Source organism: Pseudohaliea sp. (assembly GCF_054552115.1).
Window position 1 is genome coordinate 13863 of sequence record NZ_JBTOLW010000031.1, and the last position, 26261, is coordinate 40123.

The window sequence follows — 26261 nt, forward strand, 5'->3', positions numbered from 1 at the left end:
CGGGTGCTGGCTAGCTGTCCTCGCGGGGGCGAAGTGCCTCCACCGCCTGGTGGTGGCTCAGGAACACCTCGCCGCTCAGGTGATCGAGAAAGTCGGTGCGTTTGAGGCCATCCATCACCGGACCTTTCACCTCCGACAGGTTAAGCGAGATGCCGCGTTCGCGCAGCCGGTGATCGATGTTCTCGAGGGCCTCGAGGGCCGACAGGTCGATCTCGTTCACCGCCGTACACTGCAGAATGACGTGCTCGACCCGCGGCCGTGCGGCCACGATCGCGTAGATCGCGCTCTCGAGGTACGCGGCGTTCACGAAGTACAGGCTCTCGTCGACGCGGATGGAGACGAGGTTCGGGTAGGTCAGCACGTCGTGCCGTTCGATGTTGCGGTAGTGCTCCGTGCCCGGCACCGTGCCCACCACGGCGATGTGCGGCCGGGAGGTCTTGTGCAGGTGCAGGGCGATGGAGGCGATGATGCCAGCGAGCACGCCGAGTTCGACTCCCAGGGCAAGGGTAACCGCGATGGTCGCCGTCACGGCGATGAAGTCCGAGCGCGAGTAGCGCCACGCCAGGCGAACGACGCCCCAGTCGATCAGCGAGGTCACGGCGACGATGATGGTCGCCGCCAGCGTGGCCTTGGGCAGGAAATAGAGCACGGGCGTCAGGAAGAGGGCCGCCAGCGCAATCCCCGCGGCCGTGAACACGCTGGCCAATTGGGTCTGCGCCCCGGCATCGAAGTTCACCACGGAGCGCGAGAAACCGCCGGTCACGGGGAAGCCGCTGGAGAGGCCGGAAGCCACGTTGGCGGCGCCGAGGGCGATGAGTTCCTGGTTTGCATCGATGGCCTGGCGGCGCTTGGCCGCCAGGGTGCGTCCCACGGACACGGATTCGACAAAGCCGATGATGCTGACGAGGAGGGCGGAGACGGCCAGCTCGGACCAGAGCTTGGCGTCAAACACCGGGGTGCTGAAGGCGGGCAGGCCGCTCGGTACCGTGCCGACGACGGCGACACCGCGGGCTTCGAAGCCCCCGAGGTAGCTCGCCAGGGTCGTGAGCACGATGATCAGCACCGGACCGGCCTTCGCCACCATGCCTGCCGTGGTCGCCGTCAGGCCGGCGCGAACCAGCAGCGGTGCCAGGCCCCGGCGCACCCAGAACAGGAAGAGCAGGGCGGCGATGCCCGTGCCCACGGTCACCGTGTTGAAATCCGCCAGGTGCCCCAGGAGCGAGTGGCCGAGATCCAGCAGCGTCTCGCCATGGGCGTGAATGCCGAGGATGTGCCGCAGCTGCGACATGGCGATGATGATCCCCGAGGCCGTGATGAACCCGGAAACCACCGGGTGGGACAGCAGGTTGGAGAGGGCGCCGAAACGCAATAGCCCCATGGCGGCTAGCATGAGGCCGGACATGAGGGCCATGGCCACCGCGGCACTGGCGTAGTCGGCGGTGCCGGCCTGGGCGACCTTGCCCACGGCCGTTGCCGTCATGAGCGAGGCCACGGCGACGGGGCCGACCGAGAGCGTCCGGCTGGTGCCGAAGAGCGCATAGGCGACCAGCGGCAGGATGCTCGCGTAGAGCCCCATCTCCGGCGGCAGGCCGGCGAGGAGCGCATAGGCGAGAGACTGCGGGATCAGCATGATCGTGACGATCACCGCTGCCAGCAGGTCGCTCGCGAGCGTCGGGCCGCCGTAGCCCCTCAGCCAGGCGAGGGGCGGCAGGAGGCGGGCCAGGCCGCCGTTCATGCAGCGCTGGCGCCGGGCTTGCTCCGTTCAGGCTCGACCATCCACTCGCGGCCGCGCAGCATGGCCTTCCAGTAGACCGGCGGCAGGATCTTCTCCTTGAGAATCCAGGCCAGCCGCGAGGGCTTCTCGCCGTTGATGAGCCAGCGCGGGAAGCTCGGCAGCAGCTTGCCCCCATAGCCGAACTCCGCGAGCACGATCTTGCCCCGTTCCACCGTGAGCGGGCAGGAGCCGTAGCCGTTGTAGTGGGCGACGCCGCGCGCCTTGCCGATTGCCTGGAGCAGGTTGTTGGCGACGATCGGCGCCTGCATGCGCGCCGCGGCGGCGGTCTTGGCGTTCGGCGCGTTCATGGCGTCGCCGAGGCCCCAGACGTTCTCGTAATGCTTGTGCTGCAGCGTGTTCTGATCGACGTCGACCCAGCCGGCCTCGTCGGCCAGGGGGCTGGCGCGGACGAAGTCCGGAGCCGTCTGCGGCGGGACCACGTGGATCATGTCGAAGCGGGTGCTTTCCTCTACGGTCTCGCCCTCAGCGTTCTGCGTCTCGAACCAGGCGGTGCGGCCCGGGCCGTCAATGCGCACCAGGCGCTTGCCGAAATTCAGGTCGACCCCGTAGCGCTCCATGTAGGACATGAGCGCGGGCACGTATTCCTTCACGCCGAAGAGCACCTGGCCGGCGTTGTAGAAGGCGATATCGATATCGTTCAGGCAACCGCTGCGCTGCCAGTGGTCGGAGGACATGTACACCGCCTTCTGCGGCGCCCCGGCGCACTTGATCGGCATGGGCGGCTGCGTGAACACCGCGCGGCCGGAGCGCAGCTGGCTCACCAGCTCCCAGGTATAGGGGGCGAGGTCGAAGCGGTAGTTGGAGGTCACGCCGTTGTCGCCCAGGGTCTCCACCAGGCCCTCGATGCCGTTCCAGTCGAGCTTGATGCCCGGCGCGACGATCAGCCGGTCATAGTAGACCGGACGTGCGTCCTCGAGCAGGACGCGGTTCTGGTCCGGCTCGAGGTCACCCACGGCTGCCTGGATCCAGGTCACGCCCCGGGGAATGAGCGAAGCCGTGGTCTTGACAGTTTCCTGCTGCGAGAACACACCGGCCCCCACCATGGTCCAGCCGGGCTGGTAGTAGTGCACGGCCGCCGGGTCGATGATGGCGATGGCCAGGTCCTGCGTGCGCGCCATGAGGCTCGAAGCGACAGCGATGCCGGCGGCGCCGGCCCCGACGATGACGATGTCGTAGTGATCCCGGCGATGGCCCGGGGAGCCGGCGGTGGCCGTCCTGTCCTTCGCCGCGACCAGGACCTGCGACAGGTCATAGCCGCAGGCCTTCGCCCGCGCCAGCAGCTCGTCGTCGGGGACGCCGAGGCGGCGCTGGTAGAGCGCCCAGAGGGTCATGGAGCGGGTTCCCGTACGGCAGTAGGCCTGGATCGGCTTCTCGAGCCTCTCCACCACCGCGAGGAAGTCATCCACGTTCCTGTCGTTCACCTTGCCGGAGATGACCGGCACGTGGGCTACGTCGAGGCCGGCCTCCCGGGCCACCGCCTCGATTTCTGCGAAGGTCGGCTGGTCGTTGGCCTCACCGTCCGGGCGGGTGCAGAGCAGCGATTTCGCACCGGAGGCGACGATCGCCTCGATGTCGGACGCGGTGATCTGGGCGGCTACGGCGTACTCGTCGCTGACTTTTATGATATCGACGCTCATGACCTTACTCCCCCTTCGGCGCCAGGCGGCCGAGGTCCGGGCCGCCGAAGGCATTCAGCGGCAGCTTGAGAAAGAAACGCTCGCCTTCCGCCGGCGGCAGGTGCCCGGCGCGCATGTTGACCTGCAGCGAGGGCAGGATCAGCGAGGGCATGCCCAGCGTGGCATCGCGCTTCTCGCGCATGGCCACGAACGCCTCCTCGCTGATGCCGTCGTGGACGTGGATGTTGTCCTTGCGCTCGGCACCGACGGTGGTCTCGAACTCTAGCTCGCGGCCGTTCGGCAGGTAATCATGGCAGACAAAGATGCGCGTGTCCTCGGGCAGCGCGAGGATACGCTTGATCGAGCGGAAGAGGGTGGCCGCGTCACCGCCCGGGAAATCGCAGCGGGCCGTGCCGAAATCCGGCATGAACAGCGTGTCGCCGACGAAGATCGCGTCACCAAGCACGTAGGTCATGCAGGCCGGCGTGTGGCCGGGGGTGTGCATGGCGTAGCCTTCGAGGCCGCCGATGTTGATGGCATCTCCCTCAGAGAGCAGTACGTCGAACTGGGAACCGTCGCGGGCGAAGCGCTGACCGGCGGCGAAGACTTCGCCGAAGGTCTCCTGCACGGTGGTGATGTGGTCGCCGATGGCGATCCTGCCGCCCAGTTCCTGCTGAATGTAGGGCGCGGCGGACAGGTGGTCGGCATGCACGTGGGTCTCGAGAATCCACTCGAGTTCCAGGTGATTGTCGCGGACGAAGCTGATGATCTGGTCGGCACTCGCGTAGCTGATGGTGCCGGACGGGTAGTCGAGGTCGAGGACCGAATCGACCACGGCACAGGCGTTGCTGTCCGGATCGCGCACCACGTAGCTCAGGGTGTTCGTCGGTTCATCGAAAAAGGGAGTTACTACCGCTTTGCGGGGGTTGCTGGCGGGCTGGGCGCTTTCCATCGTGCTCTCTCCTGGCGTTATCGCTGTCGGGGATGGGTCGCGGGCGGTGTGGCACTGGGCCGGCGCCCTTCGGCCCGTGCTGCAGCACGAGACGTGCCAGGCACGGCAATGGCAACTTCCGGAAGAGGCCAACCTACTGAAAAATCACGTGAAGTTTTTGTTCGCGGCCTAAACCCGGGGGGGTCTACGGCAGACCGTCGATAGCAGGCACGTGCCATATATGACATTATTGGCAGAGATAAATGACAGATATGGCAGCCATGAACGTCATTGCTCGCGATACCCATCCAACGGTCGCCCGCATGCTGGACAGCTACGACAGCCCCGCGATCCTCGTCAGCCGGGACTACGAGATCCTGGCGACGAACGACCTCTACCGGGAGAAGTTCGGCGAACTCGACCCCGGCGAGGAGCGACCGCGCTGCTACGCGGTCTCCCATGGCTACGACCGCCCCTGCGACGAGGCGGGGGAAACCTGTCCGCTGCGCGCCGCCACCGCCTCCGGCAACCGCGAGCGCGTGCTGCACATCCACCAGACCCCGCGCGGCGAAGAGCACGTGGACGTGGAAATGCTGCCGGTGTTCGACGACGGGGGCGAGCTCGAGTTCTTCATCGAGCTGTTGCGGCCCCTGCGCACGGGCAGCGCCAATGATCCCGAACTCACCATGACCGGCAGCTCGCCCGCCTTCAACGAGATGATGGGTCTGATCTCCCGCGTCGCACCGGGCGAGGTGGCCGTGCTGCTTTCCGGCGAATCGGGCGCCGGCAAGGAACTCGCGGCCCATGCGATTCACCGTCACAGCCGGCGGGCAAAGCGGCACCTGGTGACCCTGGAGTGCGCCGGCCTTAGCGAGACGCTGTTCGAGAGCGAGCTGTTCGGCCACGTCCGCGGCGCTTTTACCGGCGCCAATTTCCACAAGCCCGGGCTCGTGGAGGCGGCGAACGGCGGCACACTGTTCCTGGACGAGATCGGCGACGTGCCGCTGCCGCTCCAGGTGAAACTGCTGCGCCTCATCGAGACCGGCACCTACCGGCAGGTCGGCAGCACGGAGGTGCGCCACTCGGATTTCCGCCTGGTCTGCGCCACGCACAAGGACCTGGAGCAGCTGGTCGCCGAGGGGCAGTTCCGGGAAGACCTCTACTACCGCATTAACGTCTTCCCCATCCGGGTGCCCCCGCTCCGCGAACGGCTCGAGGACCTCCAGGGCATCGCACGCCGGATCCTCGAGGACCTGGGGGAGGGGAGGCATCACCATCTCACCCAGTCGGCCACGGACCGGCTTCGGCAGCACCGTTTCCCGGGGAACATCCGCGAGCTGCGCAACGTCCTCGCCCGGGCAATGCTCCTGGCGAACACCAACGTCATCGACCGGGACGTGATCGAGCGTGCCCTGGCGCCCTCCCGCCAGCGGCTGCCAGGGGAAGAGGGGGGCCGTGCGCCCGCAGGGACCGCTCCCGAGGACCTGAGCCTGCGTGCGGCGGAGCAGCGCTACCTGCGCTGGCTGCTGGCTCACTTCGGCGGCGACAAGCACCGCGCTGCAGAAGCGGCGGGCATCAGCGTTCGCAGCCTTTACCGCAAGCTGGCGTGAGTTAGCGGCTGCGCTCGGTGGGGCAGGCGCGCCGCTTTTATTGTAATGATTGATGGCCGCGCAGCGACAAAAACAGGCAGCACTTTATTTAACATATAAAAGTTATTTGCAGCGCCACCGTTTGAGGGCGGTCGGGACCGCGTGTGAAACTTGTTGCAGGAAATCTGAAAATCAGCGCCAGGAAAGCATCGCAACCCATTGTTTTTATGAGAATTGCTTCTGTACGTTTTCCGTCCGCAGACGCACGGCGCATCGCCTTACGACCAGGTCCGCCTTCGGGATTGCTGGACACCGGCAACGCCCTTGTTGCCAGCCTTTGGCATCGCGGAGTCCCACATCCCGAGCTTACACCAGGCTGAGAACCTGGCATCACTCGACGCTGCGCGGCGCGCTCGAGTGTCACGCTCCGGCAATCAAAAAGAAGACGCAGAAAGAAGACGCAGCAGGTGCACGGGGTACGGCGCCATCAATCGGCCTGAAGCCGGACTCGAAGCACTCACAGCTGACGAAATGGGACGGCTCGTCGACGCCACACCCAGGTGCCGCAAGCCAGCCATTATCGACGGCGAGGGCGTCTCTTGCCTGACCTTGTTCGACGTCCGTGAAGCGACACAGCCCATTGCCATGGTGCCCGTGGTGTGGGCGCTTGAAGTGATCGAAAAGAGCGTCGAGGGCCTGTCTTTGTAGATCCCGGCCCCGGCCCAGCCTTATCCACAAGTGCGCATAATATATATTATGTTAAATTAAAGATTTAACCACGCAGTCATCCACAGCGACTGCCGGGCACCGGGGCACACCGCTCCCCTGCTACTGGCGTACCCAGGATCGCTCTGGCACGCTTGGGCTCCGGCCCGGCGCAGCCGCCTGCCGGGTGGACCCATCAAGAGCTATAGCAAGAGCCACATCAAGAGCTACATCAAGAGCGAGAGGACACTGCATGCGCGCCTGGCAACTCACCGCCTTCGGTCTCGATAATCTCACCTGCGGCGAGCTGCCCTCACCGGGCCCCGGGCCCGGTGAGGTTCTCGTGCGCTTTTCGGCAGCCAGTGTGAACCCCCGGGACAGCCAGATCATTGCCGGTCACTTTACGCCCGGCGTCGACTTTCCCCTGGTGCCGCTCTCCGACGGCGCCGGCACGGTAGCGGCCGTGGGCGAAGGTGTGAACCGGATGGCCGTCGGCGACCTGGTCGCGCCGACCTTCTTCCCCGGCTGGCTCGAGGGCGAGGCCTTCGCCGACGAGCGCAAGCTGTCCTCGGGCCTGGAGGTTCCCGGGGTCCTGCGCGAGTACGGGGTTTACGCCGAGGACGCGCTGGTCAAGGCGCCCGCCGGCCTCTCGGCGGCGGAACTGGCCTGTTTTCCCTGCGCCGGCCTCACTGCGTGGACGGCCCTCGTCGAAAAATCCGGGATCGGCCCCGGCAGCTGGGTCCTGGTGCAGGGCACGGGCGGCGTCGCGACCGCCGCCCTGCAGTTCGCCACGGCGCTCGGCGCCAACAGCATCGTGCTCTCTTCCAGCGACGAGCGCCTCGCCCGGGCGCGGGAGCTCGGCGCGACGGAGACCATTAACTACCGGGAAACCCCTGCCTGGGGCGAGCGGGCCCATGCCCTGGCCGGCCACGGGGTCGATGCAGTGGTGGAGATCGGCGGCGCGGGCACCCTGCCCCAGTCCCTCGCGGCCATTCGTCACGGCGGTCACGTGAACGTGATCGGCTATATGGCCGGTGCGGCGCTGGACCTGACGGTGTTCCCGCTCATCATCCGCAACGCCAACATCCACGGCATCGGGACCGGGCACCGGGCCGCCTTCGAAGCCATGCTGGCGTTCGTCGGCAAAACGGGGGTGCGGCCGCTCATCGCCCGGCGCTACGCCTTTACAGAGGCACCGACCGCCCTGCGCGACCTGGATGCCGGCGGCTTCCAGGGCAAGCTGGTGATCGACTACGAGGGCTGACTCGCCGCGCGGTCGCGCTCTTCGCGAAGCCCGAGGCGGCGGATCTTCCCCGCTTCCGTGCGTGGCAGCCCGGCCACGACTTCATAGCCCCGGGGTACCTTGTAGGCTGCAAGCCGGTCGCGGCAGAGCGCATCCAGCTCCGCCACCGCTGGCGGGTCTGCCGGGTCCCTGGGCTCGACGACCGCGTGGACCCGGCGGCCGAGGTCGGCATCCGCCAGGCCGATGACCGCCACATCCTGCACCTTCGGGTGGCTGCTGAGCACCGACTCCACCTCCGCCGGGAAGACGTTCGCGCCGCCGCTGATGATCATGTCCACGCGCCGGTCGCTGAGGTAGAGATAGCCTTCCTCGTCGAGGTAGCCCATGTCACCGACGCTGGTGAAGCCCTCATCCAGTTCTTCCAGGGGCGTCGCGCCCTCATAGCGGTACTGGGCGGGCCCGCCGGCGAAGCGGCTGAAGATCTCCCCGACCTCACCGACCGGCAACGCCCGCCGCTGTTCGTCGACGATGCGAAGCTCCGTCGCCACCGGGCGACCGACGCTGCCGGGGTGGGCCAGCCACTCGTTGCCATCGATGACCGTGAGCCCGTTCATCTCCGTTGCAGCCCACAGTTCAAGCACGCGCTCGCCGCCGAAACGCTCGATGAAACCGCGCTTGGCCCAGTCCGGGCACGGTGCTGCGAGGTGCCAGAGCAGCCGCACGCTGTCCAGCTCCGCTTCCGCGAACCCGGGCTCGCGGAGCATCCGCTGCATCATGGTGGGCACGAGGTTGAGTACCGTGGGGCGCTCACGCTCGATCAGTGCCAGCGCCCCGTCGGCGCGAAAACGCTCGTTGAGAAGGATGCGCCCGCCCTGGAAGAGCAGGACCAGGGAAAACAGGAACGGGCCGTTGTGATAGAGCGGCCCCGGCGAGTACATGAGGTCCGTCGGCGCCAGGCGCAGCAGTGCCGCGAGCGGATGGCCGCCGGGCGCATAGGCGAAGGGCCCCGGCGTCACGATGAGCTTGGGACGCCCCGTCGAGCCGCCGGAGGCGACGGCCTTGATGGGTTCGGGCGTGCCTGCCGCGGGCAGCGTGTCCGGCCAGGCGGTGAGGGCCTCTTCGGCCATGGCCGCGCGGCTGAGGCCGCCCCGCCCGGCGTCGTCGCTGAACGACGCGGCGGGGTTGGCAAGGGCGAAAAGCGCGTCGCGCTCCGCCGGCGGAAGGCGACTGCTCACCGGCATGGGAGTGCCCCCCGCCTTGTAGCAGGCGATGGTGGCGACGATGTGCTCGATACCGTTGGGCAGTGCGATGGCTACGTAACGGCCGGGTTGTACGCCGGCCTCCAGAAGCCGGTGCGCGAGGCGGCTGCTCCACCGGTCCAGGTCCCCGCGGGTCAGGCGGGCGACACCGCCCTCGGCCAGCGCGCAGCTCACCACGACCTGCTCCGGGTTGGCTTCGGCGTGCGCGTGGATCGCAGCCCCCGGCGTCCACAGTGTCCCTGGCATGGGCTCTCTCCTCTGTTCCTGATTCCTGTCGGCGCGCAGCATGATGGCACAGGAGGCGGCCGCCGCGTGAGCGGCGGGCTGGGCTTACCCCCGGGCTTTGGCGTTATACTCTCGAAACCTCGAAAACCCATAACCCATAACCCAGCAAGGGAGTATTGCATGAGCGTGTATCGTTTCCCCGAAGGCGCGGCACTGGTATTCGGCGGTTCCGGCGGTCTCGGCGGCGGCGTGGTCCGCCTGCTCGCCGCGAGTGGCACCGACGTAGCCTTCACCTACCACAAGAATCGCGAGGCCGCGGAGGAGAACCTCAAGGCTATCGAGGATGCCGGCCGGCAGGGACATATCGGCAGTGTGGACCTCCTCGACCTTCCCGCCATCGAGGCCTTCGCCGGCGAGGTGAAGGCGAAGTTCGGCCGCATCCACTCGGTCGTCTTCGCCACCGGTCCCTTCCTGCATATCCTGCCCATCATGGAGGCGGAACCGCAGGTCTTTTACGATACCCTCGACGCCGACGTGAAGGGCTTCTACCACGTGCTCAAGGCCGTGGTGCCGCACCTGCGCGATGGCGGTGGCGGTTCCATCACTGCGCTGACCACCGCGGCGATCCCCCGCTACATCGCTACCGACGGCCTTTCCTCGATTCCCAAGGCGGGCGTCCAGCACCTGTGCACGGCCATTGCCCGCGAAGAAGGTGCGAACAACATCCGTGCGAACTGCGTGGCTGTCGGCCTCATCGCCATCGGCCTGTCCCAGGAAATCGATTCGCCCCCGGGCGGCATCCTCGACCAGTGGACAAAGCAGGTCGCCCTCGGCCGCCCCGGCGCGCCCGAGGAGCTGTTCGATACGGTCGTGTTCCTCGCCTCCGAGAACGCCGGCTACATCAGCGGCCAGTCCGTGCCGGTCGACGGCGGCTACTCCGCCTAGCCGGCCGGGGTGGTTTTCCTGCGCGCGGCCCGCTCCCGGCGGCCGCGCACGCTGCCCGCGAGGCGCCTCTTGACGGCCTGGGCAGCAGGCATCCTCGACCTTCTCTTCCTTCTTTACCCTCTTCCTCCTGCTTACTGCCGCCGCGATCGTCCGCGCGCGGCGCCGCTCAGAGTAGTTCGTCGAACCGGATGGCATCGCTGCCCGCCGGCAGCGTCACCAACAGCCCGTCCACGCCGACCCGCAGCGGGCCATCGAAATGCCCGGGGGCGTCACCGAGGAACGCGCGCTGGAGGTAGGCGCGGGGCAGCGGCGGCACGAGGTGGTACAGCACGAGCGCGGCCACACCGGCTTCGCTCGCGGCCCGGGCGGCATCGACCGGCGAGGCGTGATAGTCGAGGATGTCATCCATGATGCGGGCGGTATTGGCGGCGCCTTCCCGGTCCAGCGCGTCCCGCAGTGTCCTCACCATCGCCGGTGCCAGCGCCTCGTGCAGGAGCAGGTCCGCATCCCGGGCGGCGCGGACGAGGTTCTCGCTGTAGACCGTATCGCCGCTCACCACGGCGACCCGGTCCCGCCAGGCCACGCGGTAGCCGTAAGCGGGGGCCACCGGCGCGTGGTCCACGAGGAAGACGCTCACCGTGAGTTCGCCATCCTCGTAGACCGGCACGGCGCCCCCGTCCGCCGGTGGGGGCGGAATGACCCGGGCCTCGGCACCGTAGCCCGCCGGCTGTGCAATCGCCTCGCCGTGGTGGACTATGCGATAGCCCCGGTCCGGGGCGTACGCTCGATTGAACCCGTCCACCACGCGCTCGACCCCCGGTGGGCCAGCAACGGGAAGCGGCGCCGCCCTGCCCTCGCCGCCGACCCAGTCGATCAGCACGAGTTCCCCGAGGCTGTCGATGTGATCGGAGTGCAGGTGGGTGAGAAACACCTGCTCCAGCCCGCCCACCGGAAAACCCATGGCCGCGAGCTTGCGCGGTCCGCCGGAGCCCGCATCGATGACCAGCCGGTGAGGGCCGGCGAGGATGCCGACGCAGGGTCCTGCCCGCGCGGCGTCGGGCATCGGTGAGCCGCTGCCACAGAGATAGACCCGGAGGCTGTCGGACGTCACGGCGCCCCTCGCGGCATCCGCGATTCGTGCGCTGGCCGCGCGCTCGAAGAGTTCCTCGCCGATGGGCCGGCGCAGCACGCCGGCAAGGACAGCCGCGACGAGGAGCAGGAAGCAGGCTGCGAGCAGAAGTCGACGTTGGAATGGCATGGGTCAGTTGGGCCAGTAGATGATTGTGTCCGCTGGCGTCACCGGGTCCGCCAGGGTCTTGTCGATCGCCACGGGAGCCTCGATGGTATGCGGGTAGAGCGGCGGGCGGCGCTCCGCCAGGTGCGCATCGAGGAGCCCGGCCAGCTCCGTCACCACCGCCGGGTGCCCCGCGGCGACGTCGACCTGTTCCGTGGGATCCGCGGCGAGATCGAACAGGCGCCGGAACGGCGGCCGCTCGCTGCGCTGCAGCTTCCAGTCGCCACGGCGCACGGCCGCATAACCGGCACTGTGCCAGTAAAGCGCATCGTGAACCGGCTCGCGGCTGGCACCGGTCGCCAGCGGCAGCAGGCTGTGCCCGTCGATGACGCGGTCGGTCGGCAGCCGCGCGCCGGCCGCCTCGGCGAGCGTCGGCATGACGTCGATATGTGCCACGGGCGCCTGCACCACCGTGCCTGCCGCTATCGTGCCCGGCCAGCGCAGGAACAGGGGCACGCGCAGCCCGCCTTCGTAGAGGGTGAGCTTCCAGCCCCGGTAGGGCGCGTTGATCTCCGCGAGACCGACATAGCCGGCGCCGCCATTGTCGCTGGAGAGGATGACCAGCGTATCCTCGGCGAGCCCTTCCTCGTCCAGGGTGGCGAGGATGCGGGCGACGCTCCGGTCGAGGGCCCGTACCATGGCCGCGTAGACCCGCAGGCGATGCGGCTCGATGTCACCGACGGCATCGTAGTCGGCGCGGGTGGCCTGCAGCGGTGTGTGCACGCCCCAGTGTGCCAGGTAGAGGAAAAACGGCTGGCCCCGGTGCTGACGGATGACGTTGATGGCCTCGTCGGTCCAGTAATCCGTGAGGTAGCCGCCGGGCTCGAACCATTCGCCGTCGTTGAAGCTCGCGGCGAAGCGCATGCGCGCCCAGAGGAAGCGGTCGATGGGATCAAAGGGCAGGTAGGCGTTGACGGCCTCCGGGTGCTCCTCGGGCAGGAACAGCCCGCTGGCCATGAGCAGACTGTCATCGAAGCCCTGGTCCGTCGGCCGGGAGCCCTCCCCGCGGCCGAGATGCCACTTGCCGATATGCGCCGTGTAGTAGCCGCGACCTTTTAGCACCTCGGCGAGGGTGACCTCGGAAGCCGGGAGTCCCATGGACTCGTAGGGGGGCTGACGTGCGGCGGCCTCCGCATCGTAGCGGACCGGGGGCATACCGTTGCCGGCGCTGTTGGCGATGAGGCTGACCGCCCGGCCCATCCCGTCGGGCATGGGCGTGAACTCGAAACCGGTTCGCGTGGGGTAACGGCCCGTCAGGAGCATCGCGCGCGACGGTGCGCAGCTCGCGGTTCCCGCGTAGGCCTGCCGGAAAAGTGCCCCCTCGGCTGCGAGCCGATCGATGGCGGGCGTGGGAACCCTGCCGCCGGCGACGCCGCCGCCGAAGGTGGACAGGTCGTTGATGCCGAGATCATCGAAAAGGATGAAGACGATGTTCGGCCTGTCGTCGCGCGGTCGCGGCGAGCCCGCGTGCCATTCCACCGCCCGCGGCGGACCGAGCGCTTCCCGCGCGGCGCGAAGCTCCACCAGCGCCAGCAGAAGCTCTGCTCGAAAGGTCCAGGCAAGCACGGCCCCGAGGGTGAGTCCCGCCAGCGTCGCGGCCCGTGTTGTTCTTTTCATCAGGCGGTCCGGCACGATTGACGCGGAAAGCGTCGCACAGGAGCCTCCTTCGGACAAGGCGGGAGCGAAGCGGCCAAAACAGGCTACACTCGTGATGACGCGCCAAGCCAGGGAGACCGCCATGAACGCCATCCTGCCCCCGGACCGCGAGGAGAGCACCGCCGAACGCTGGGCACGCTTCCGGCCCATCGATGGGGCCGAGGCCTATGTCGACAGCCTCCGTGGCCGTGCGGTGACGGTCTACCTCTTCGGTGAACGCGTAGCGGAGCCCGTCGACCACCCGGTGATCCGCCCGTCCATCAACGCCCTCGCGGCGACCTACGACCTGGCCCGGGACGAGCCGGCGCTGGCGACGGCCCACTCGCCGCTGATCGACGCGCCGGTGAACCGCTTCCTGCACATCCCCACCTGTCCCGAGGACCTGGTCCTCAAGAACCGCATGCAGCGGCGTCTGGGGCAGCTCACGGGCACCTGTTTCCAGCGCTGCGCCGGCCTCGATACCATCAGCGTTCTGCACTCGATCACCTACGACATCGACGAGGCGCACGGCACGCGCTACCACGAACGCTATCTCGCTTTCCTCAAGGAAGCTCAGCGCCACAATGTGATCATCGGCGCGGGCATGACCGACCCGAAGGGCGACCGCTCCCGCCGGCCCCACGAGCAGGACGACCCGGATCTGTTCCTCCACGTCACGCGGCGCACGGAACGGGGCCTCTACGTGACCGGTGCGAAGGCGCACATGACCGGCGGGCTGAACTCGCACTGGATCTGCGTCATGCCCACCATGAACCTCAGCGAGGCGGACCGGGACTACGCGGTGGTCGGCCTCGTACCCGGCGATGCGCCCGGCCTCACCTACATCTACGGCCGCCAGTCCTGCGATACCCGCGCTCTCGAGGGCGGCGAGATCGACCAGGGCAACGCGCATTACGGCGGCCAGGAGACGCTGGTGGTCTTCGACGAGGTATTCATCCCCTGGGAGCATGTCCTCATGGACGGCGAGTACGAGTTCGCCCAGGCCATGGTGTCGCGCTTCACGGCCTATCATCGCGCCAGCTACGTCTGCAAGACGGGCCTCGGCGACGTCATGGTCGGTGCGGCCGCGGCGATTGCCGAGTACAACGGCGCGGACAAGGCCAGCCACATCCGCGACAAGCTCGTGGAGATGACGCACCTGAACGAAACGATCTTCTCCTCCGGGATTGCCTCGTCCCACGAGGCGAAGCCGCTCGCGTCGGGCGCCTGGATCAACGACGAGATGCTGTCGAACGTCTGCAAGCACAACGTCACGCGTTTTCCCTACGAGATCGCGCGCTTCGCCCAGGACCTGGCCGGCGGACTGATGGTCACCCTGCCCTCCGAGGCGGACTTCAAGCACGAGGAGGCGGGCCCCCTGCTCGCCAAGTACCTGCGCGGCCGCAGCGATATTCCCGTGGAGACCCGCACGCGCATGCTCCGGCTGATCGAGAACATGACCCTGGGCCGCAACGCGGTGGGCTATCTCACCGAGTCCCTTCACGGCGCGGGCTCACCGCAGGCGCAGCGCATCCAGATCCTGCGCGGCATGGACCTGCCGCGGAAAAAGGCCTATGCCGAGCGCCTCGCCGGCATCGACGTCATCGCCACGGACGCCGGCGACTGAAGCGGCCCCCGCTCACGCAGCGGCGATGGTCGTGCGGTGCAGCAGCCGGTCGTGGCCTTCGTAGCCGCCGGTCGCCCGGTGGAGCACAGAGCGGTTGTCCCAAAGGAGCAGCGTGCCCGGCTCCCATTCGTGACGATACTGCACGGCCTCCCGGGTCTGCCAGTCGAGGATTTCGAGCAGCAGTTCCATGGCCTCGGTCTCGGCCATGCCCTCGATGCCGATGATGTAACCCAGGCAGCCGTAGAGCACTTCCTCGCCCGTTTCCGGGTGTGTGCGCACAAGGGGGTGGACCTGGGTGGCGAGGGCGTCGGCGGAGGGCCGTATGGCCATGCTCCGGTCGCCGGCCCGGTCGGCCTCGCCGTACAGGCCCTCCGGGGCATAGCCACCGCGCGCCGAGTGGATTGCCCGCAGGGGCCGGAGACGCTCCCTGAGGTCAGCGGGCAGGCCTGCCCAGGCGGCCCGCTGGTCGGCGAAGAGCGTGTCGCCGCCCCTCGGCGGGATAGTGATTCCCAGCAGGCAGGTGCCCGCCGGGGGCGTCGCCTGGAAGCTCCAGTCCGTGTGCCAGTTCTCCGCAAAGAGTGGCGCCTGCTCATCCGCCCGCCGGCTCACGGCGATGATGTGCTCGCGGCCCGGGATCGGCGCGATGAAAGGGTCATCGCCGAACGGGCCGAAGTACCGGCTGAAGCGCTCCAGGTGGTCGTCATTCATGGCCTGGCGGGGGAAGGCGAGCACTGCGTGCTCGAGCCAGGCGGCGCGCAGGGCGGTGACGCTCCCGGGATCCAGCGGGCGGGTGAGGTCGAGGCCGGTGATGGTGGCACCGCAGGCCTGGCCGGAGGGGGTGACGTCGAACGGCATGGTCATTGGTTCCTTTTTCCGCGGAGTGGATCGACAGCAACCGTATCGCGGCCCCGCCGCGGGCGCTATAATCTCGCACTTTCCGGCCTTCGTACACGCTAGGGATTTGATGCCTGATACCATGACTCCTAAAACCTTTGCAGCCCTCTTCGCCGCGCCCTTCCTGCTCTTTGCCAGCGGCGCGGGGGCCGCCGGCGACCCCGCGGCCCGCAGCGGCGCCGATGCCTTTGCCCAGCTCGACTACCTGCTGGCCACGCCGACGGACGAACGCCTCGCCACCGGGGCCCCGGGGCCCGGCTACTGGCAGCAGCGCGCCGACTACGACATCACCGTGACGCTCGATGACGAAGAGCAGCGTATCGAGGGCCGGGAAACGATCACCTACCACAACAACAGCCCCCACGACCTGCCCTACCTGTGGCTGCAGCTGGACCAGAACCGCTTCCGCCGCGACTCCGACGACATGCTCACGAAAACCGCGCCGGATTTCGCCCAGCTGTCCTACGGTGCGCTTGCCTCGCTGCTCGAGCGCCGTCGCTTCGAGGGCGGCGTGAGCATCGAGGGCGTCACCGACGCCCGCGGCGAGCCCCTGCCCCACACGGTCAATCGCACCATGATGCGCATTGACCTGCCCGCGCCGCTCAAGGCCGGCGAGAGCCTGCGCTTCTCCGTGGCCTGGTCCCACAACATCATCGATGCCACCGTGGTGAGCGCCCGGGGCGGCTACGAGTACTTTCCCAAGGACGGCAACTACCTCTACGAGATCGCCCAGTGGTACCCGCGTATGGCGGCGTACACGGACTACGCGGGCTGGCAGCACAAGCAGTTCCTCGGCCGCGGCGAATTCACCCTCGAGCTCGGGGACTACGATGTGGCGATCACGGTCCCGGCGGACCACGTCGTCGCTGCGACCGGTGAGCTGCAGAACGCTGACGAGGTCCTGACGGCGGAGCAGCGGGCGCGTTTCGAGGCCGCCCGGTCCAGCGACGAACTGGTTTTTGTCGTCACTCCCGAAGAGGCGGCGGCAAACGCCCGCGAGGCCGCGGCCGGCACCCGCACCTGGCGTTTCCAGGCGGAGGACGTGCGCGACTTCGCCTTCGCCAGCTCGCGCAAGTTCATCTGGGACGCGCGCCGCGCGCGCTCCGGTGAGCGCGACGTGATGGCCATGTCTTTCTACCCGAACGAGGCGGAGCCGCTCTGGAGCCAGTACTCGACGGCGGCCATCGCGCACACGATCGACGTCTACTCACGCTACACCTTCGAGTACCCCTACCCCGTGGCGATCTCCGTCAACGGCCCGGTCGGCGGCATGGAGTACCCGATGATCAGCTTCAACAAGCCGCGCCCCTACGCCGACGGCACCTACTGGGACGTCCGGCAGAAACCGGGCGACAAGACCTGGGAGCGCAGCAAGTACGGGCTCATCTCGGTGATCATCCACGAGGTCGGCCACAACTACTTCCCGATGGTGGTGAACTCCGACGAGCGCCAGTGGACCTGGATGGACGAGGGCCTGAACACCTTTCTCCAGTTCCTCACCGAGCAGGCGTGGGAAGAAGGCTATCCCTCGCGTCGCGGTGAGCCGGCGAAGATGACCGAGTACATGGCGAGTGCCACGCAGGTGCCGATCATGACCAACTCCGAGTCCATCCACCAGTTCGGCAACAACGCCTACGGCAAGCCGGCCACGGCGCTGAATATCCTGCGCGAGAGCATCCTCGGCCGGGAGCTCTTCGATCATGCGTTCCGGGAGTACGCGCGGCGCTGGAAGTTCCGCCGGCCGACGCCCGCGGATTTCTTCCGCACCATGGAGGATGCCTCCGCCATGGATCTCGACTGGTTCTGGCGCGGCTGGTTCTACGGCACGGGCCACGTGGATGTCGCCCTCGGCGAGGTCGCCCTTTACCGTGTCGACAGCCTCGACCCGGAGCGCGAGAAGGCCTGGGAGCAGGCCCGGGCCGAGGCGGAAGAGCCGTCGCTCAGCGACCAGCGCAATGCGGCTGCGGAGCGCCTCCTCGATCGGCAGCCCGCGCTAAAGGACTTCTACAACGAGAGCGACGAGTACCGGGTCACCCCCTGGGACTACGCGCAGTATGAAAAGGCCCTGGACCGGCTCACGGAACGTGAACGGGCGCTCCTCGACACTGCGGAGCACTTCTACGTGGTCACCTTCGACAACCTCGGCGGGCTCGTCACCCCCCTGCCGCTGCGTATCAGCTACGAAGATGGCACGGTCGAGGAGCTCACCGTGCCGGCGGAGATCTGGCGGCACAATGCCGAGCAGGTGAAGAAGCTCTTCATCAGGGACCGGGAGATCACGGCCATCGAGTTCGACCCCTACCGCAGCACCGCGGATACCAATGTCGCCAACAATGCCTGGCCCAGGAAGGTCGTGCCCAGCCGCTTCCAGCTCTTCAAGGAGAGCGAGGAGCCGAACCCGATGCGCCGGAATGACGAGGACGCATGGTCGCAGCCCATCCGCTGAGGCAGGGCCTGTTCGCCTGGCTGCTGGCACTCGTTCTCGGCCCGGGCCCTGCGGGCGTCGTCGCGGCGCACCCGTTCCACGCCAGCTACGCCGAGCTCTCCTGGAACGAGGCGGGGGATGCCCTGCAGGTTGCGCTGCGGGTCATCCCCGAGGACCTGGAAAGCGCCCTTTCCCGGGCCGCGGGACGGCGCGTGCTGCTGGACCCGGACGCGCCACCGGCGCCGCTCATCGAGGATTACCTCGGGCGCCACTTCCGGATCAGCACTGCGGGCGGCACGAGCGGGCCACCGGCATTCCTGGGGCTCGAGGTCGCGTGGGACGAGACCTGGCTCTACTTCACGCTGCCCGTGGCCCGCAGCGCAGCCCCGCTCACGCTTCGCAACAGCCTCCTCTTCGACGTCGCCGAGGCACAGTCGAACCGGGTCCGCCGCCTGTGGGCTCCCGAGGCCCCGGTGCTCGTGTTCACCGCCGGGGAACCCTCGCTGCCGCTGCCGGTCAATGAATAGAACCCCAGGCGGAGACCCTGCCATGCGAATGCTTGCCCTGCTGGCCGTCACGGGCGCCCTGCTCCTCCCTCTCGCCGCCAGCGCAGGCGACAACCCGTCCCCGCGAACGCTTTCCGTCCAGGGCGAGGGCCGGCTGAGCGTGCCGCCGGACGAGGCCCGTATCGGCCTCGCTGTCCAGGCGCGGTCCGCGGACCTGGCCACGGCTCGGGAAGACGTCAACGCGCGCACGGCTGCGGTGCTCGCCCACCTGGAAGGCCTCGGCATCGCCGCCGGCGACATCAGCGCCCCGGGGCTGACGCTGCGCCCGGAATACCGCTGGGACAAGGCCCGGGAGCAGCAGGTGCTCAAGGGCTACCTGGTGCAGCGCCGCATCGATGTCCGCCTCGCTGAACTCGGCCGGCTGGGCCTGCTCATCGAGGGCGCTGCCGACGCCGGGGCCAACGAGGTCTCGCCGCCGGTCCTCGGTCACAGCGAGGAAGACCGCTTGCGCCGGGAGGCGCTCGCGGCCGCCGGCCGGGATGCGCGAGCGAACGCCGAGGCCCTTGCCGCCAGCCTCGGCATGACGGTCGGTCCCGCCCGCACCCTGGACGCCGTCGAGGCACCACGGCCGCGACCCATGGCCAGCGAGATGATACTGCGCAGCGCCGACGCGGCCACCGCCGCCGAAAGCTACGTGACGGGCGACCTGGTCTTCGAGCGCCGCGTGAACGCCAGGTTCGACCTCCTCGAACCCGGCGCATGACCCGCGCGGGCCGCGCCCCGGAAGGCCGTACCCCGGAAGGCCGTACCCCGGAAGGCCGTACCCCGGAAGGCCGTACCCCGGAAGGCCGTACCCCGGAAGGCTTTTCCACCCCGGGGCATCCCGCTACACTTCGATCAAGGTCCGGATAACAGGTAACCGCATGTCAGAGAAACGCCCCTGGCTCCGCACAGGGCTGGCTCTCGCCGCCCTTCTCGCCAGCGCCCCGGTCGCGGCGAAGATCTGGTACACGGGCTCCCAGTCCGAGACCGGCGCCGAACTCGTCGAGCAGCTCGAGGAACGCCATTACGCGAAGCTCGAGTACGACGACGAGCTCTCCTCCGAGCACCTCGACAACTACATCGAGAGCCTGGATGGGGGGAAGATGTTCTTCACCCGTGCCGACATCGAGTCCTTCGAGCAGTTCCGCTATGTCATGGACGAGGCCCTGCCGCGCGGCCGCCTCGACGCCGGCTTCGAGATCTTCAATCGCTTCGAGGACCGGCTGACGACCCGCCTCGAAGCCGTCGTGGAAACACTGCCGGCCCTTTATGCCGCCATGGATTTCACGCGCGACGAGACCTACGCGGTGGATCCCGAACTCCGGGACTGGGCTGCTGACGAGGCGGCCCTGGACGTGCGCTGGCGCAAGCATCTGAAGAACCAGGCGCTCAGCCTGCGCCTGGCGGACAAGGACGAGGACGATATCGTTGACACGCTCCTGAAGCGCTACCGCACCCAGTTGACCCGCGTGCGCCAATACAACGCCCAGGACGTGTTCCAGCTCTACGCCAACGCGCTCACGGAGCTTTATGACCCGCATACGAACTACTTCTCGCCACGCCGCAAGGAGAACTTCGACATCAATATGAGCCTGTCCCTCGAGGGGATCGGCGCGGTGCTGCAGCTGGAGGACGAATACACCAAGGTGTCGCGGCTGGTCGCCGCCGGCCCCGCCGACAAGCAGGGCGAGCTCAAGCCGGCAGACCGCATCATCGCTGTGGGCCAGGGGGACAGCGGGCCCCTGGTCGACGTGATCGGCTGGCGCCTGGACGAGGTCGTTGACCTCATCCGCGGGCCCAAGGGTACTACCGTGCGCCTCAGCGTGATCCCGGCCGATGCCGCCTCCACGGAGGTGCGCAAGGAAATCCAGATCGTTCGCAATACGGTGAAGCTCGAGGAGCAGTCAGCGCACAGCCGTGTTATCGAGGTTCCCGCCGGTGAAGGGAGCACGATCAAGGTGGGGGTTATCGATATCCCCGCCTTCTACATCGACTTCGAGGCCATGCGCCGCGGCGACGACGACTACAAGAGCACCACCCGCGATGTGCGCCGGCTCCTCGATGAACTCGAAAGCAAGGACGTCGAGGGTATCGTGGTCGACCTGCGCAACAACGGCGGCGGCTCCCTGCAGGAGGCCAACGAGCTGACGGGGCTGTTCATCGAGTACGGCCCGACGGTGCAGATACGCCACTCCTCCCGGCGCGTCTGGCGCGACGGCAAGCGCATGCGCACGCCCTACTACGACGGCCCGCTGGTGGTCCTCATCAACCGGCTCAGTGCGTCGGCCAGCGAGATCTTTGCCGGCGCCATCCAGGACTACGAGCGCGGGATCATCGTCGGCGACCGGTCCTACGGCAAGGGTACGGTGCAGACGCTCGTCCCGCTCACGGAGGGCCAGCTGAAAATCACCGAAAGCAAGTTCTACCGCATTTCAGGCGACAGCACGCAGCACCGGGGTGTCGTACCGGACATTAGCTTCCCGTCGCTCTACGACCCGGAGGACATCGGCGAGAGCTCCCTGGAGCACGCGCTGTCCTGGGACCAGATCAACCCGGTACGCCATCGCCGCTACGGTGATCTCGACCCGCTGATCCCCGAGCTTTCCGCGCTGTTCCAGGAGCGCAGCGCATCGGACCCGGACTTCAACTTCCTTGTCGACCGGGTTGCCCTTGCCGACGACAACGATGACATCCAGGTGGTCTCTCTCAACGAGGAAACCCGCCGTGCCGAGCGCGAGGCGCGCGAAGCACGGGCGCTCGCCATCGAGAACAAGCGCCGCCAGGCACTGGGTGAGGAGCCGCTGGCGTCCTTCGACGACGAGTCCGAAGAGGAAGACGCGGCAGCCACGGAGGATGAAGAGGACAAGGCCGACGTGCTGCTCAGCGAGGCGGGCAATATCCTCGTCGACGCGCTGCTCATGCGCAAGCAGGCCTACGCTATTCACAGCCCCGAGGAAGACTAGGCGCTTCGCCGCCGATCGTCGCGGGGGACTAGCGCACTGGCCGTCCCTCGACGGTACTGTACCAGCCGAGCTCCGCCGCGAGGCGAACCACGTCGCCGACGATGATCAGGGTGGGCGGCGCCGGCTTCTCCGCCGCTACCACGGCCGTCATGGTGCCCAGGGTGCCGGTGATCACCCGCTGTTCCGGGCTGGTGGCCTTCTCGACCAGTGCCACCGGCGTTGCCGGGTCCCGGCCGTGCGCGATGAGCTGCTCACAGATGATCGGCAGCCCCACCAGGCCCATGTAGAACACCAGCGTCTCCGTCGTCGACTGGAACTCCTCCCAGCGGTGGCGAAGCTTCCCGTCCCGCGTGTGCCCGGTGACGAAACGTACTGACTGGGCGTAATCCCGGTGCGTGAGGGGAATGCCCGCGTAGCAGGCAGCGGCATTGGCGGCCGTGATGCCCGGCACGATCTGGAAGGGGATCCCGGCGCGGGCCAGCTCGTCCATCTCTTCGCCACCGCGGCCGAAGACGAAAGGGTCACCGCCCTTCAGGCGCACCACGCACTTGCCCTCGCGGGCCAGTTCGACGAGGGTACGGTTGATCTCGTCCTGGGGCACGCTGTGCCGGGATCGCTGCTTGCCCACGTAAAGGCGCTCGGCGTCGCGGCGGGCGAGTTCCAGGATACCGTCACCCACGAGCCGGTCGTAGAGGATCACGTCGCCGCGCTGTAGCAGCCGCAGCGCCCGGAAGGTCAGCAGGTCCGGGTCACCGGGCCCGGCGCCGATGAGAAAGACCTCGCCGCGCGGCGCTTCCCCACCCTCAAGCAGCTCATCGACCTTCGCAGCGGCCCCCGCCTCGTCGCCCGCGAGCACGAGCTCGGCGACAGGACCCTCGGCCAGACCCTCGAGGAGCCGGCGGCGGGCGCTCTCGTCACTGATGGCGGCACGCACCCTGGCGCGGCAGGTTCCCAGGAAACGGGCGAGACGCCCGAAGCCCGACGGCAGCTCGGCCTCCAGGCGCCGGCGCAGGGCGCGTGCGAGCACCGGGCTGGCGCCCCCGGTGCCGATCGCGACCAGGAGCGGGTCCCGGTCCACGATGGCGGGGAAGGTAAAGGTACACAGCGCCGGTGTGTCTACGACGTTGACCGGCAGGCGGCGGGCCGCGGCCTCGTCCGCCACCGCGGCGTTAACGGTTTCGTCCGGTGTTGCCGCGATCACGAGGTCCCGGCCGGCCAGGTCACCGCGGCGGTAGCGCCGGCGCAGCCATTCCCCGTCGTGTTCAGTGAGCAGGGCCGCCAGTGCCGGGTCGATGGCCGGCGCCACCACGGTGACCCGTGCACCCGCCCGGCAGAAAAAGCGCGCCTTGCGCAGGGCGACGGTGCCTCCGCCCACCAGCAGCACGGGCCGGCACGCCAGGCGCAGGAAGACCGGCAGTGCGTGCACGTTCAGCCGCCCAGGGTGTCCCGGCCGTCGAGGTAGGGCTGCAGCGCCTCGGGGAGGTGCACGCTGCCGTCGGCCCGCTGGCCGTTCTCCAGCAGGGCCACGAGGGTGCGGCCCACGGCCAGCCCGGAGCCGTTCAGCGTGTGCAGCAGCTCCGGTTTTCCGGTCTCCGGGTTGCGCCAGCGCGCCTGCATGCGCCGGGCCTGGAAGTCACCGAAGTTGCTGCAGGAGGAGATCTCCCGGTAGGCGGACTGGCCTGGCAGCCAGACCTCGAGGTCGTAGGTCTTGCGCGCGGAGAAGCCCAGGTCGCCGCCGCAGAGCAGCACCCTCCGGTAGGGCAGCTCCAGCCGCTGGAGCACCGTTTCGGCGTGCCCCGTAAGCCGCTCCAGGGCGTCGTCGGAGTCACCGGGGCGCACGAAGCACACGAGCTCGACCTTTTCGAACTGGTGCTGGCGGATCATGCCGCGCGTATCGCGGCCATAGCTTCCCGCCTCGCTGCGGAAGCAGGGTGTATGACTGGTAAAGGCCAGGCCGCCCTCCCCCAGCTCCGTGTCCTCGAAAATCCGGTCGCGGGCGAGGTTGGTCACCGGCACCTCTGCCGTGGGAATCAGGTAGTAGTCGTGATCCCCCTCGAGGCGGAACAGGTCCTCGGCGAACTTGGGCAACTGCCCGGTGCCGCGCAGCGAATCCGCATTCACGATGTAGGGAACGTAGACTTCCCGGTAGCCGTGCTCGCGGGTGTGAAGATCGAGCATGAACTGGACCAGCGCGCGATGCACACGGGCCAGCATGCCGTGCATGACCACGAAGCGGGAGCCGGTGATCTTCGTCGCCGCTTCCGTATCGAGAAGGCCCAGGCCCTCCCCGAGGTCCACGTGGTCGCGCGGTTCGAAGTCGAAGGACGGCGGGGCGCCCCAGCGTCCGACCTCGACATTATCCTCCTCGCCGGCACCCTCGGGAACGGCCTCGTCGGGCAGGTTGGGCACGGCAGCGAGCCAGGCCTCGAGCTCACCCTGGGCCTCCCGGGCCGCTTCCGTGGCCTTGTCGAGGCGCTCGCCGATCACCGCCAGGCGTTCATTGACCTTCGCCTTGGCGTCATCGACGGACATGCCCTCGCCGATGAGCCTGCCGATCTCCTTGCTCGCGGCCTTGCGCTCGGCAAGAAGTTCCTGGCTCTCGATATCCGCCTCCCGGCGCCGGTTGTCCAGGGCCCGGAAGGCCTCGACGTCAAAGCGGTAGCCCCGGCGGGCGAGCGCCTCCGCGGCGCTTTGCGGGTCCTTCCTGAGTTCACGAACGTCCAGCATGTTCTCTCTGTCCTTTCATCGATCCGGTGACTGCGGTTCAGGGCGGCTCAGGCAAGGGGACGCAGCAGGTACATGGTGCCGGCAGCGGCGAGCACGCAGCCGATCACGCTGGCCAGCACGTAGGCCAGCGCCAGTGCCGGCTCACCCTGCTGCCACAGCTCCACCGTCTCGAGAGAAAAGGTCGAAAAGGTGGTGAAAGCGCCGAGAAAGCCGACCATGAGCACGCTGCGCCAGTCCGGGTGCAGGCTGCCACGCTCCAACAGCACGAACACGGCCCCGATGCCCGCGGAGCCCGCGAGGTTGACCAGGAAGGTCCCGACGGGCCAGGCGCCGGCCCAGAGGCTGTGCGCGAGGCTCCCCAGCAGGTAGCGGGCCACGGCTCCGCCGGCACCGCCGAGGGCCACGAAGAGCAGGTATTTCATGGCGCAGAATACCCTTGCCGTCCTGCGCGGGGATTGTACGGCCTTTGGGCCCGCACCAACAGGCGCCGTCAGTCCTCGTAGCGGCGCCGGGCACTGGCGGCATCGAGCGCCCGGAAGCGCTCGAGCCGTTCGGCGATGCGCTGTTCCAGGCCGCGGTCCACCGGATGGTAGAAACGGGCGTCCTTCAGCGCCTCGGGGAAGTAATTCTCCCCCGCCGCGTAGGCGCCGGGCTCATCGTGGGCGTAGCGATAGTCCGCGCCGTGACCCTCCGCCCTCGCGAGCGTCGTCGGCGCGTTGCGCAGGTGGTTCGGCACCTCGTCGCTGCCGCCGCTCTCGACCACCGCCGCGGCCGCCTTGAAGGCGTTGTAGACCGCGTTGCTCTTGGGTGCCGCGGCCAGGTAGGCGACCGCCTGTGCCAGCGCGAGCTCGCCTTCAGGGCTGCCGAGGCGCTCCAGCACCTGCCAGGCGTCGAGGGCGAGGCCCAGCGCCCGCGGGTCCGCGTTGCCGATATCCTCGCTGGCCATGCGCGCCACGCGCCGCGCCACGTAGAGTGGGTCACAACCGCCATCGAGCATGCGACAGAGCCAGTACAGGGCCGCATCCGGCGCACTGCCGCGCACGGCTTTGTGCAGGGCGCTGATCTGGTCGTAGAAGGCATCGCCGCCCTTGTCGAAGCGGCGCAGGGACTGCTGGAGCACCTCGTCGAGGAGCGCATCGTCCAGGGTGGCCGGTGCCCCGTCGCCGCCGGCGGCGAGGTCGACGGCCAGTTCCAGCAGGTTCAGTGCGCGCCGTCCGTCGCCGTCAGCCTGCGCGGCAAGGCGAGCCAGTGCGCCGGGCGCTGCCGGCGGCGGCGCCGGCAGCGCCGCGAGGCCACGCTCGAGCAGCGTCTCCAGTTCCCCGGGGGCCAGCGCGCGCAGCTTGTAGACCCGTGCCCGGGACAGGAGCGCGCTGTTGAGCTCGAAGGCGGGGTTCTCGGTGGTGGCACCGATAAAGATCAGCGTGCCGTCCTCCACGTAGGGCAGGAAGGCATCCTGCTGCGCCTTGTTGAAGCGATGGACCTCGTCGACGAAAAGTACCGTATCGCGGCCTTGCGCACGGGCGGCGAGGGCCGCATCGACCGCGCCGCGAATGTCCTTGACGCCGGAAAGGACCGCGGAGAGCTGCAGGAACTGCGCGTCGGCCGCGGCCGCGGCGAGGCGCGCCAGCGTGGTCTTGCCGACCCCCGGCGGCCCCCAGAACAGCATGGAGTGGAGCTGGCCCCGGGCAAGCGCCGCAGCCAGTGGCTTGCCTGGGCCGAGGAGATGGCGCTGGCCCACGAAGGCATCCAGGCTCGCCGGCCGAAGGCGCGCCGCCAGGGGCTCGTAGGCGCCCCCCGCCTCGCCGGCGAAGAGGTCGTCGCTGCCGGCTACCGCCATGGC

At 68.4% G+C, this 26261-nt stretch carries 20 protein-coding genes; 9 read left to right on the plus strand and 11 right to left on the minus strand.

The genetic code is table 11. The annotated features are described in order from the left end of the window. Positions 1-10 precede the first annotated feature (10 nt). Genes ACX93N_RS13570 through ACX93N_RS13580 form a run of 3 tightly spaced genes read right to left on the minus strand, consistent with a single transcriptional unit; the run spans position 11 to position 4363 of the window. Complete coding sequence (locus ACX93N_RS13570) at positions 11-1735, minus strand: SulP family inorganic anion transporter (RefSeq protein ID WP_459428973.1); 1725 nt, start codon at positions 1733-1735, stop codon at positions 11-13. Continuing rightward, complete coding sequence (locus tag ACX93N_RS13575) at positions 1732-3432, minus strand: bifunctional protein tyrosine phosphatase family protein/NAD(P)/FAD-dependent oxidoreductase (protein ID WP_459428974.1); 1701 nt, start codon at positions 3430-3432, stop codon at positions 1732-1734. Before ACX93N_RS13575 ends, ACX93N_RS13570 begins: the two co-directional genes overlap by 4 nt. Before the next feature lie 4 nt (positions 3433-3436). Beyond that, positions 3437-4363, minus strand: a complete 927-nt coding sequence (locus tag ACX93N_RS13580) for an MBL fold metallo-hydrolase (RefSeq protein WP_459428975.1) — start codon at positions 4361-4363, stop codon at positions 3437-3439. A 242-nt stretch (positions 4364-4605) separates the two neighbouring features. Between ACX93N_RS13580 and ACX93N_RS13585 the strand changes: the two genes are divergently transcribed. The 3 genes from ACX93N_RS13585 to ACX93N_RS13595 all read left to right on the plus strand — a co-directional run bounded on the left by ACX93N_RS13585 (position 4606) and on the right by ACX93N_RS13595 (position 7900). Then, positions 4606-5952 (plus strand): sigma-54 interaction domain-containing protein, encoded by a 1347-nt coding sequence (locus ACX93N_RS13585; protein WP_459428976.1) that lies wholly within the window; start codon positions 4606-4608, stop codon positions 5950-5952. A gap of 510 nt (positions 5953-6462) precedes the next feature. Then, positions 6463-6639: a hypothetical protein gene (locus ACX93N_RS13590; RefSeq protein WP_459428977.1), complete on the plus strand. Its 177-nt coding sequence runs from the start codon at positions 6463-6465 to the stop codon at positions 6637-6639. Between the two features lie 250 nt (positions 6640-6889). Beyond that, the gene (locus ACX93N_RS13595; RefSeq protein WP_459428978.1) at positions 6890-7900 is read left to right on the plus strand and encodes a zinc-dependent alcohol dehydrogenase family protein; all 1011 of its coding nucleotides are present in this window, start codon (positions 6890-6892) and stop codon (positions 7898-7900) included. On the opposite strand, the gene ACX93N_RS13600 is transcribed toward ACX93N_RS13595, so the two are convergent. Continuing rightward, positions 7888-9384, minus strand: coding sequence for an AMP-binding protein (locus ACX93N_RS13600; protein WP_459428979.1), 1497 nt, complete (start codon positions 9382-9384; stop codon positions 7888-7890). The genes ACX93N_RS13595 and ACX93N_RS13600 overlap by 13 nt on opposite strands. A 159-nt stretch (positions 9385-9543) precedes the next feature. On the opposite strand from ACX93N_RS13600, the gene ACX93N_RS13605 reads away from it, so the two are divergent. Continuing rightward, complete coding sequence (locus ACX93N_RS13605) at positions 9544-10308, plus strand: SDR family NAD(P)-dependent oxidoreductase (RefSeq protein WP_459428980.1); 765 nt, start codon at positions 9544-9546, stop codon at positions 10306-10308. Positions 10309-10474: 166 nt separating this feature from the next. On the opposite strand, the gene ACX93N_RS13610 is transcribed toward ACX93N_RS13605, so the two are convergent. Both ACX93N_RS13610 and ACX93N_RS13615 read right to left on the minus strand, forming a co-directional pair. Further along, the gene (locus ACX93N_RS13610) at positions 10475-11566 is read right to left on the minus strand and encodes an MBL fold metallo-hydrolase (RefSeq protein WP_459428981.1); all 1092 of its coding nucleotides are present in this window, start codon (positions 11564-11566) and stop codon (positions 10475-10477) included. A 3-nt stretch (positions 11567-11569) separates the two neighbouring features. After that, positions 11570-13219: a sulfatase gene (locus ACX93N_RS13615; RefSeq protein ID WP_459428982.1), complete on the minus strand. Its 1650-nt coding sequence runs from the start codon at positions 13217-13219 to the stop codon at positions 11570-11572. Positions 13220-13340: 121 nt separating this feature from the next. On the opposite strand from ACX93N_RS13615, the gene ACX93N_RS13620 reads away from it, so the two are divergent. Then, complete coding sequence (locus tag ACX93N_RS13620) at positions 13341-14864, plus strand: 4-hydroxyphenylacetate 3-hydroxylase family protein (protein ID WP_459428983.1); 1524 nt, start codon at positions 13341-13343, stop codon at positions 14862-14864. A gap of 12 nt (positions 14865-14876) precedes the next feature. On the opposite strand, the gene ACX93N_RS13625 is transcribed toward ACX93N_RS13620, so the two are convergent. Then, positions 14877-15725, minus strand: a complete 849-nt coding sequence (locus ACX93N_RS13625) for a TauD/TfdA dioxygenase family protein (protein ID WP_459428984.1) — start codon at positions 15723-15725, stop codon at positions 14877-14879. A gap of 115 nt (positions 15726-15840) precedes the next feature. Here ACX93N_RS13625 and ACX93N_RS13630 point away from each other — a divergent pair, with 115 nt between their 5' ends. The 4 genes from ACX93N_RS13630 to ACX93N_RS13645 all read left to right on the plus strand — a co-directional run bounded on the left by ACX93N_RS13630 (position 15841) and on the right by ACX93N_RS13645 (position 21694). Beyond that, positions 15841-18204 carry a M1 family metallopeptidase gene (locus ACX93N_RS13630; protein WP_459428985.1) on the plus strand — a complete coding sequence of 788 codons (2364 nt, stop codon included), beginning with the start codon at positions 15841-15843 and terminating at the stop codon, positions 18202-18204. Next, on the plus strand, positions 18183-18710 hold the full coding sequence (locus tag ACX93N_RS13635) for a DUF6702 family protein (RefSeq protein ID WP_459428986.1): 528 nt from the start codon (positions 18183-18185) through the stop codon (positions 18708-18710). Before ACX93N_RS13630 ends, ACX93N_RS13635 begins: the two co-directional genes overlap by 22 nt. A 22-nt stretch (positions 18711-18732) precedes the next feature. After that, positions 18733-19452, plus strand: coding sequence for an SIMPL domain-containing protein (locus ACX93N_RS13640; protein ID WP_459428987.1), 720 nt, complete (start codon positions 18733-18735; stop codon positions 19450-19452). A gap of 160 nt (positions 19453-19612) precedes the next feature. Beyond that, the gene (locus ACX93N_RS13645) at positions 19613-21694 is read left to right on the plus strand and encodes a carboxy terminal-processing peptidase (protein ID WP_459428988.1); all 2082 of its coding nucleotides are present in this window, start codon (positions 19613-19615) and stop codon (positions 21692-21694) included. Between the two features lie 28 nt (positions 21695-21722). Here ACX93N_RS13645 and cysG read toward each other — a convergent pair whose 3' ends face one another. From cysG to ACX93N_RS13665, 4 genes are all read right to left on the minus strand, one after another. Continuing rightward, the gene (gene cysG, locus ACX93N_RS13650; protein ID WP_459428989.1) at positions 21723-23120 is read right to left on the minus strand and encodes a siroheme synthase CysG; all 1398 of its coding nucleotides are present in this window, start codon (positions 23118-23120) and stop codon (positions 21723-21725) included. A 2-nt stretch (positions 23121-23122) separates the two neighbouring features. Beyond that, positions 23123-24421, minus strand: coding sequence for a serine--tRNA ligase (serS, locus tag ACX93N_RS13655; RefSeq protein WP_459428990.1), 1299 nt, complete (start codon positions 24419-24421; stop codon positions 23123-23125). A gap of 47 nt (positions 24422-24468) precedes the next feature. Continuing rightward, complete coding sequence (gene crcB, locus ACX93N_RS13660; protein ID WP_459428991.1) at positions 24469-24843, minus strand: fluoride efflux transporter CrcB; 375 nt, start codon at positions 24841-24843, stop codon at positions 24469-24471. 68 nt (positions 24844-24911) lie between these two features. Then, positions 24912-26258: a replication-associated recombination protein A gene (locus ACX93N_RS13665; RefSeq protein ID WP_459428992.1), complete on the minus strand. Its 1347-nt coding sequence runs from the start codon at positions 26256-26258 to the stop codon at positions 24912-24914. Between the last annotated feature and the right edge of the window lie 3 nt (positions 26259-26261).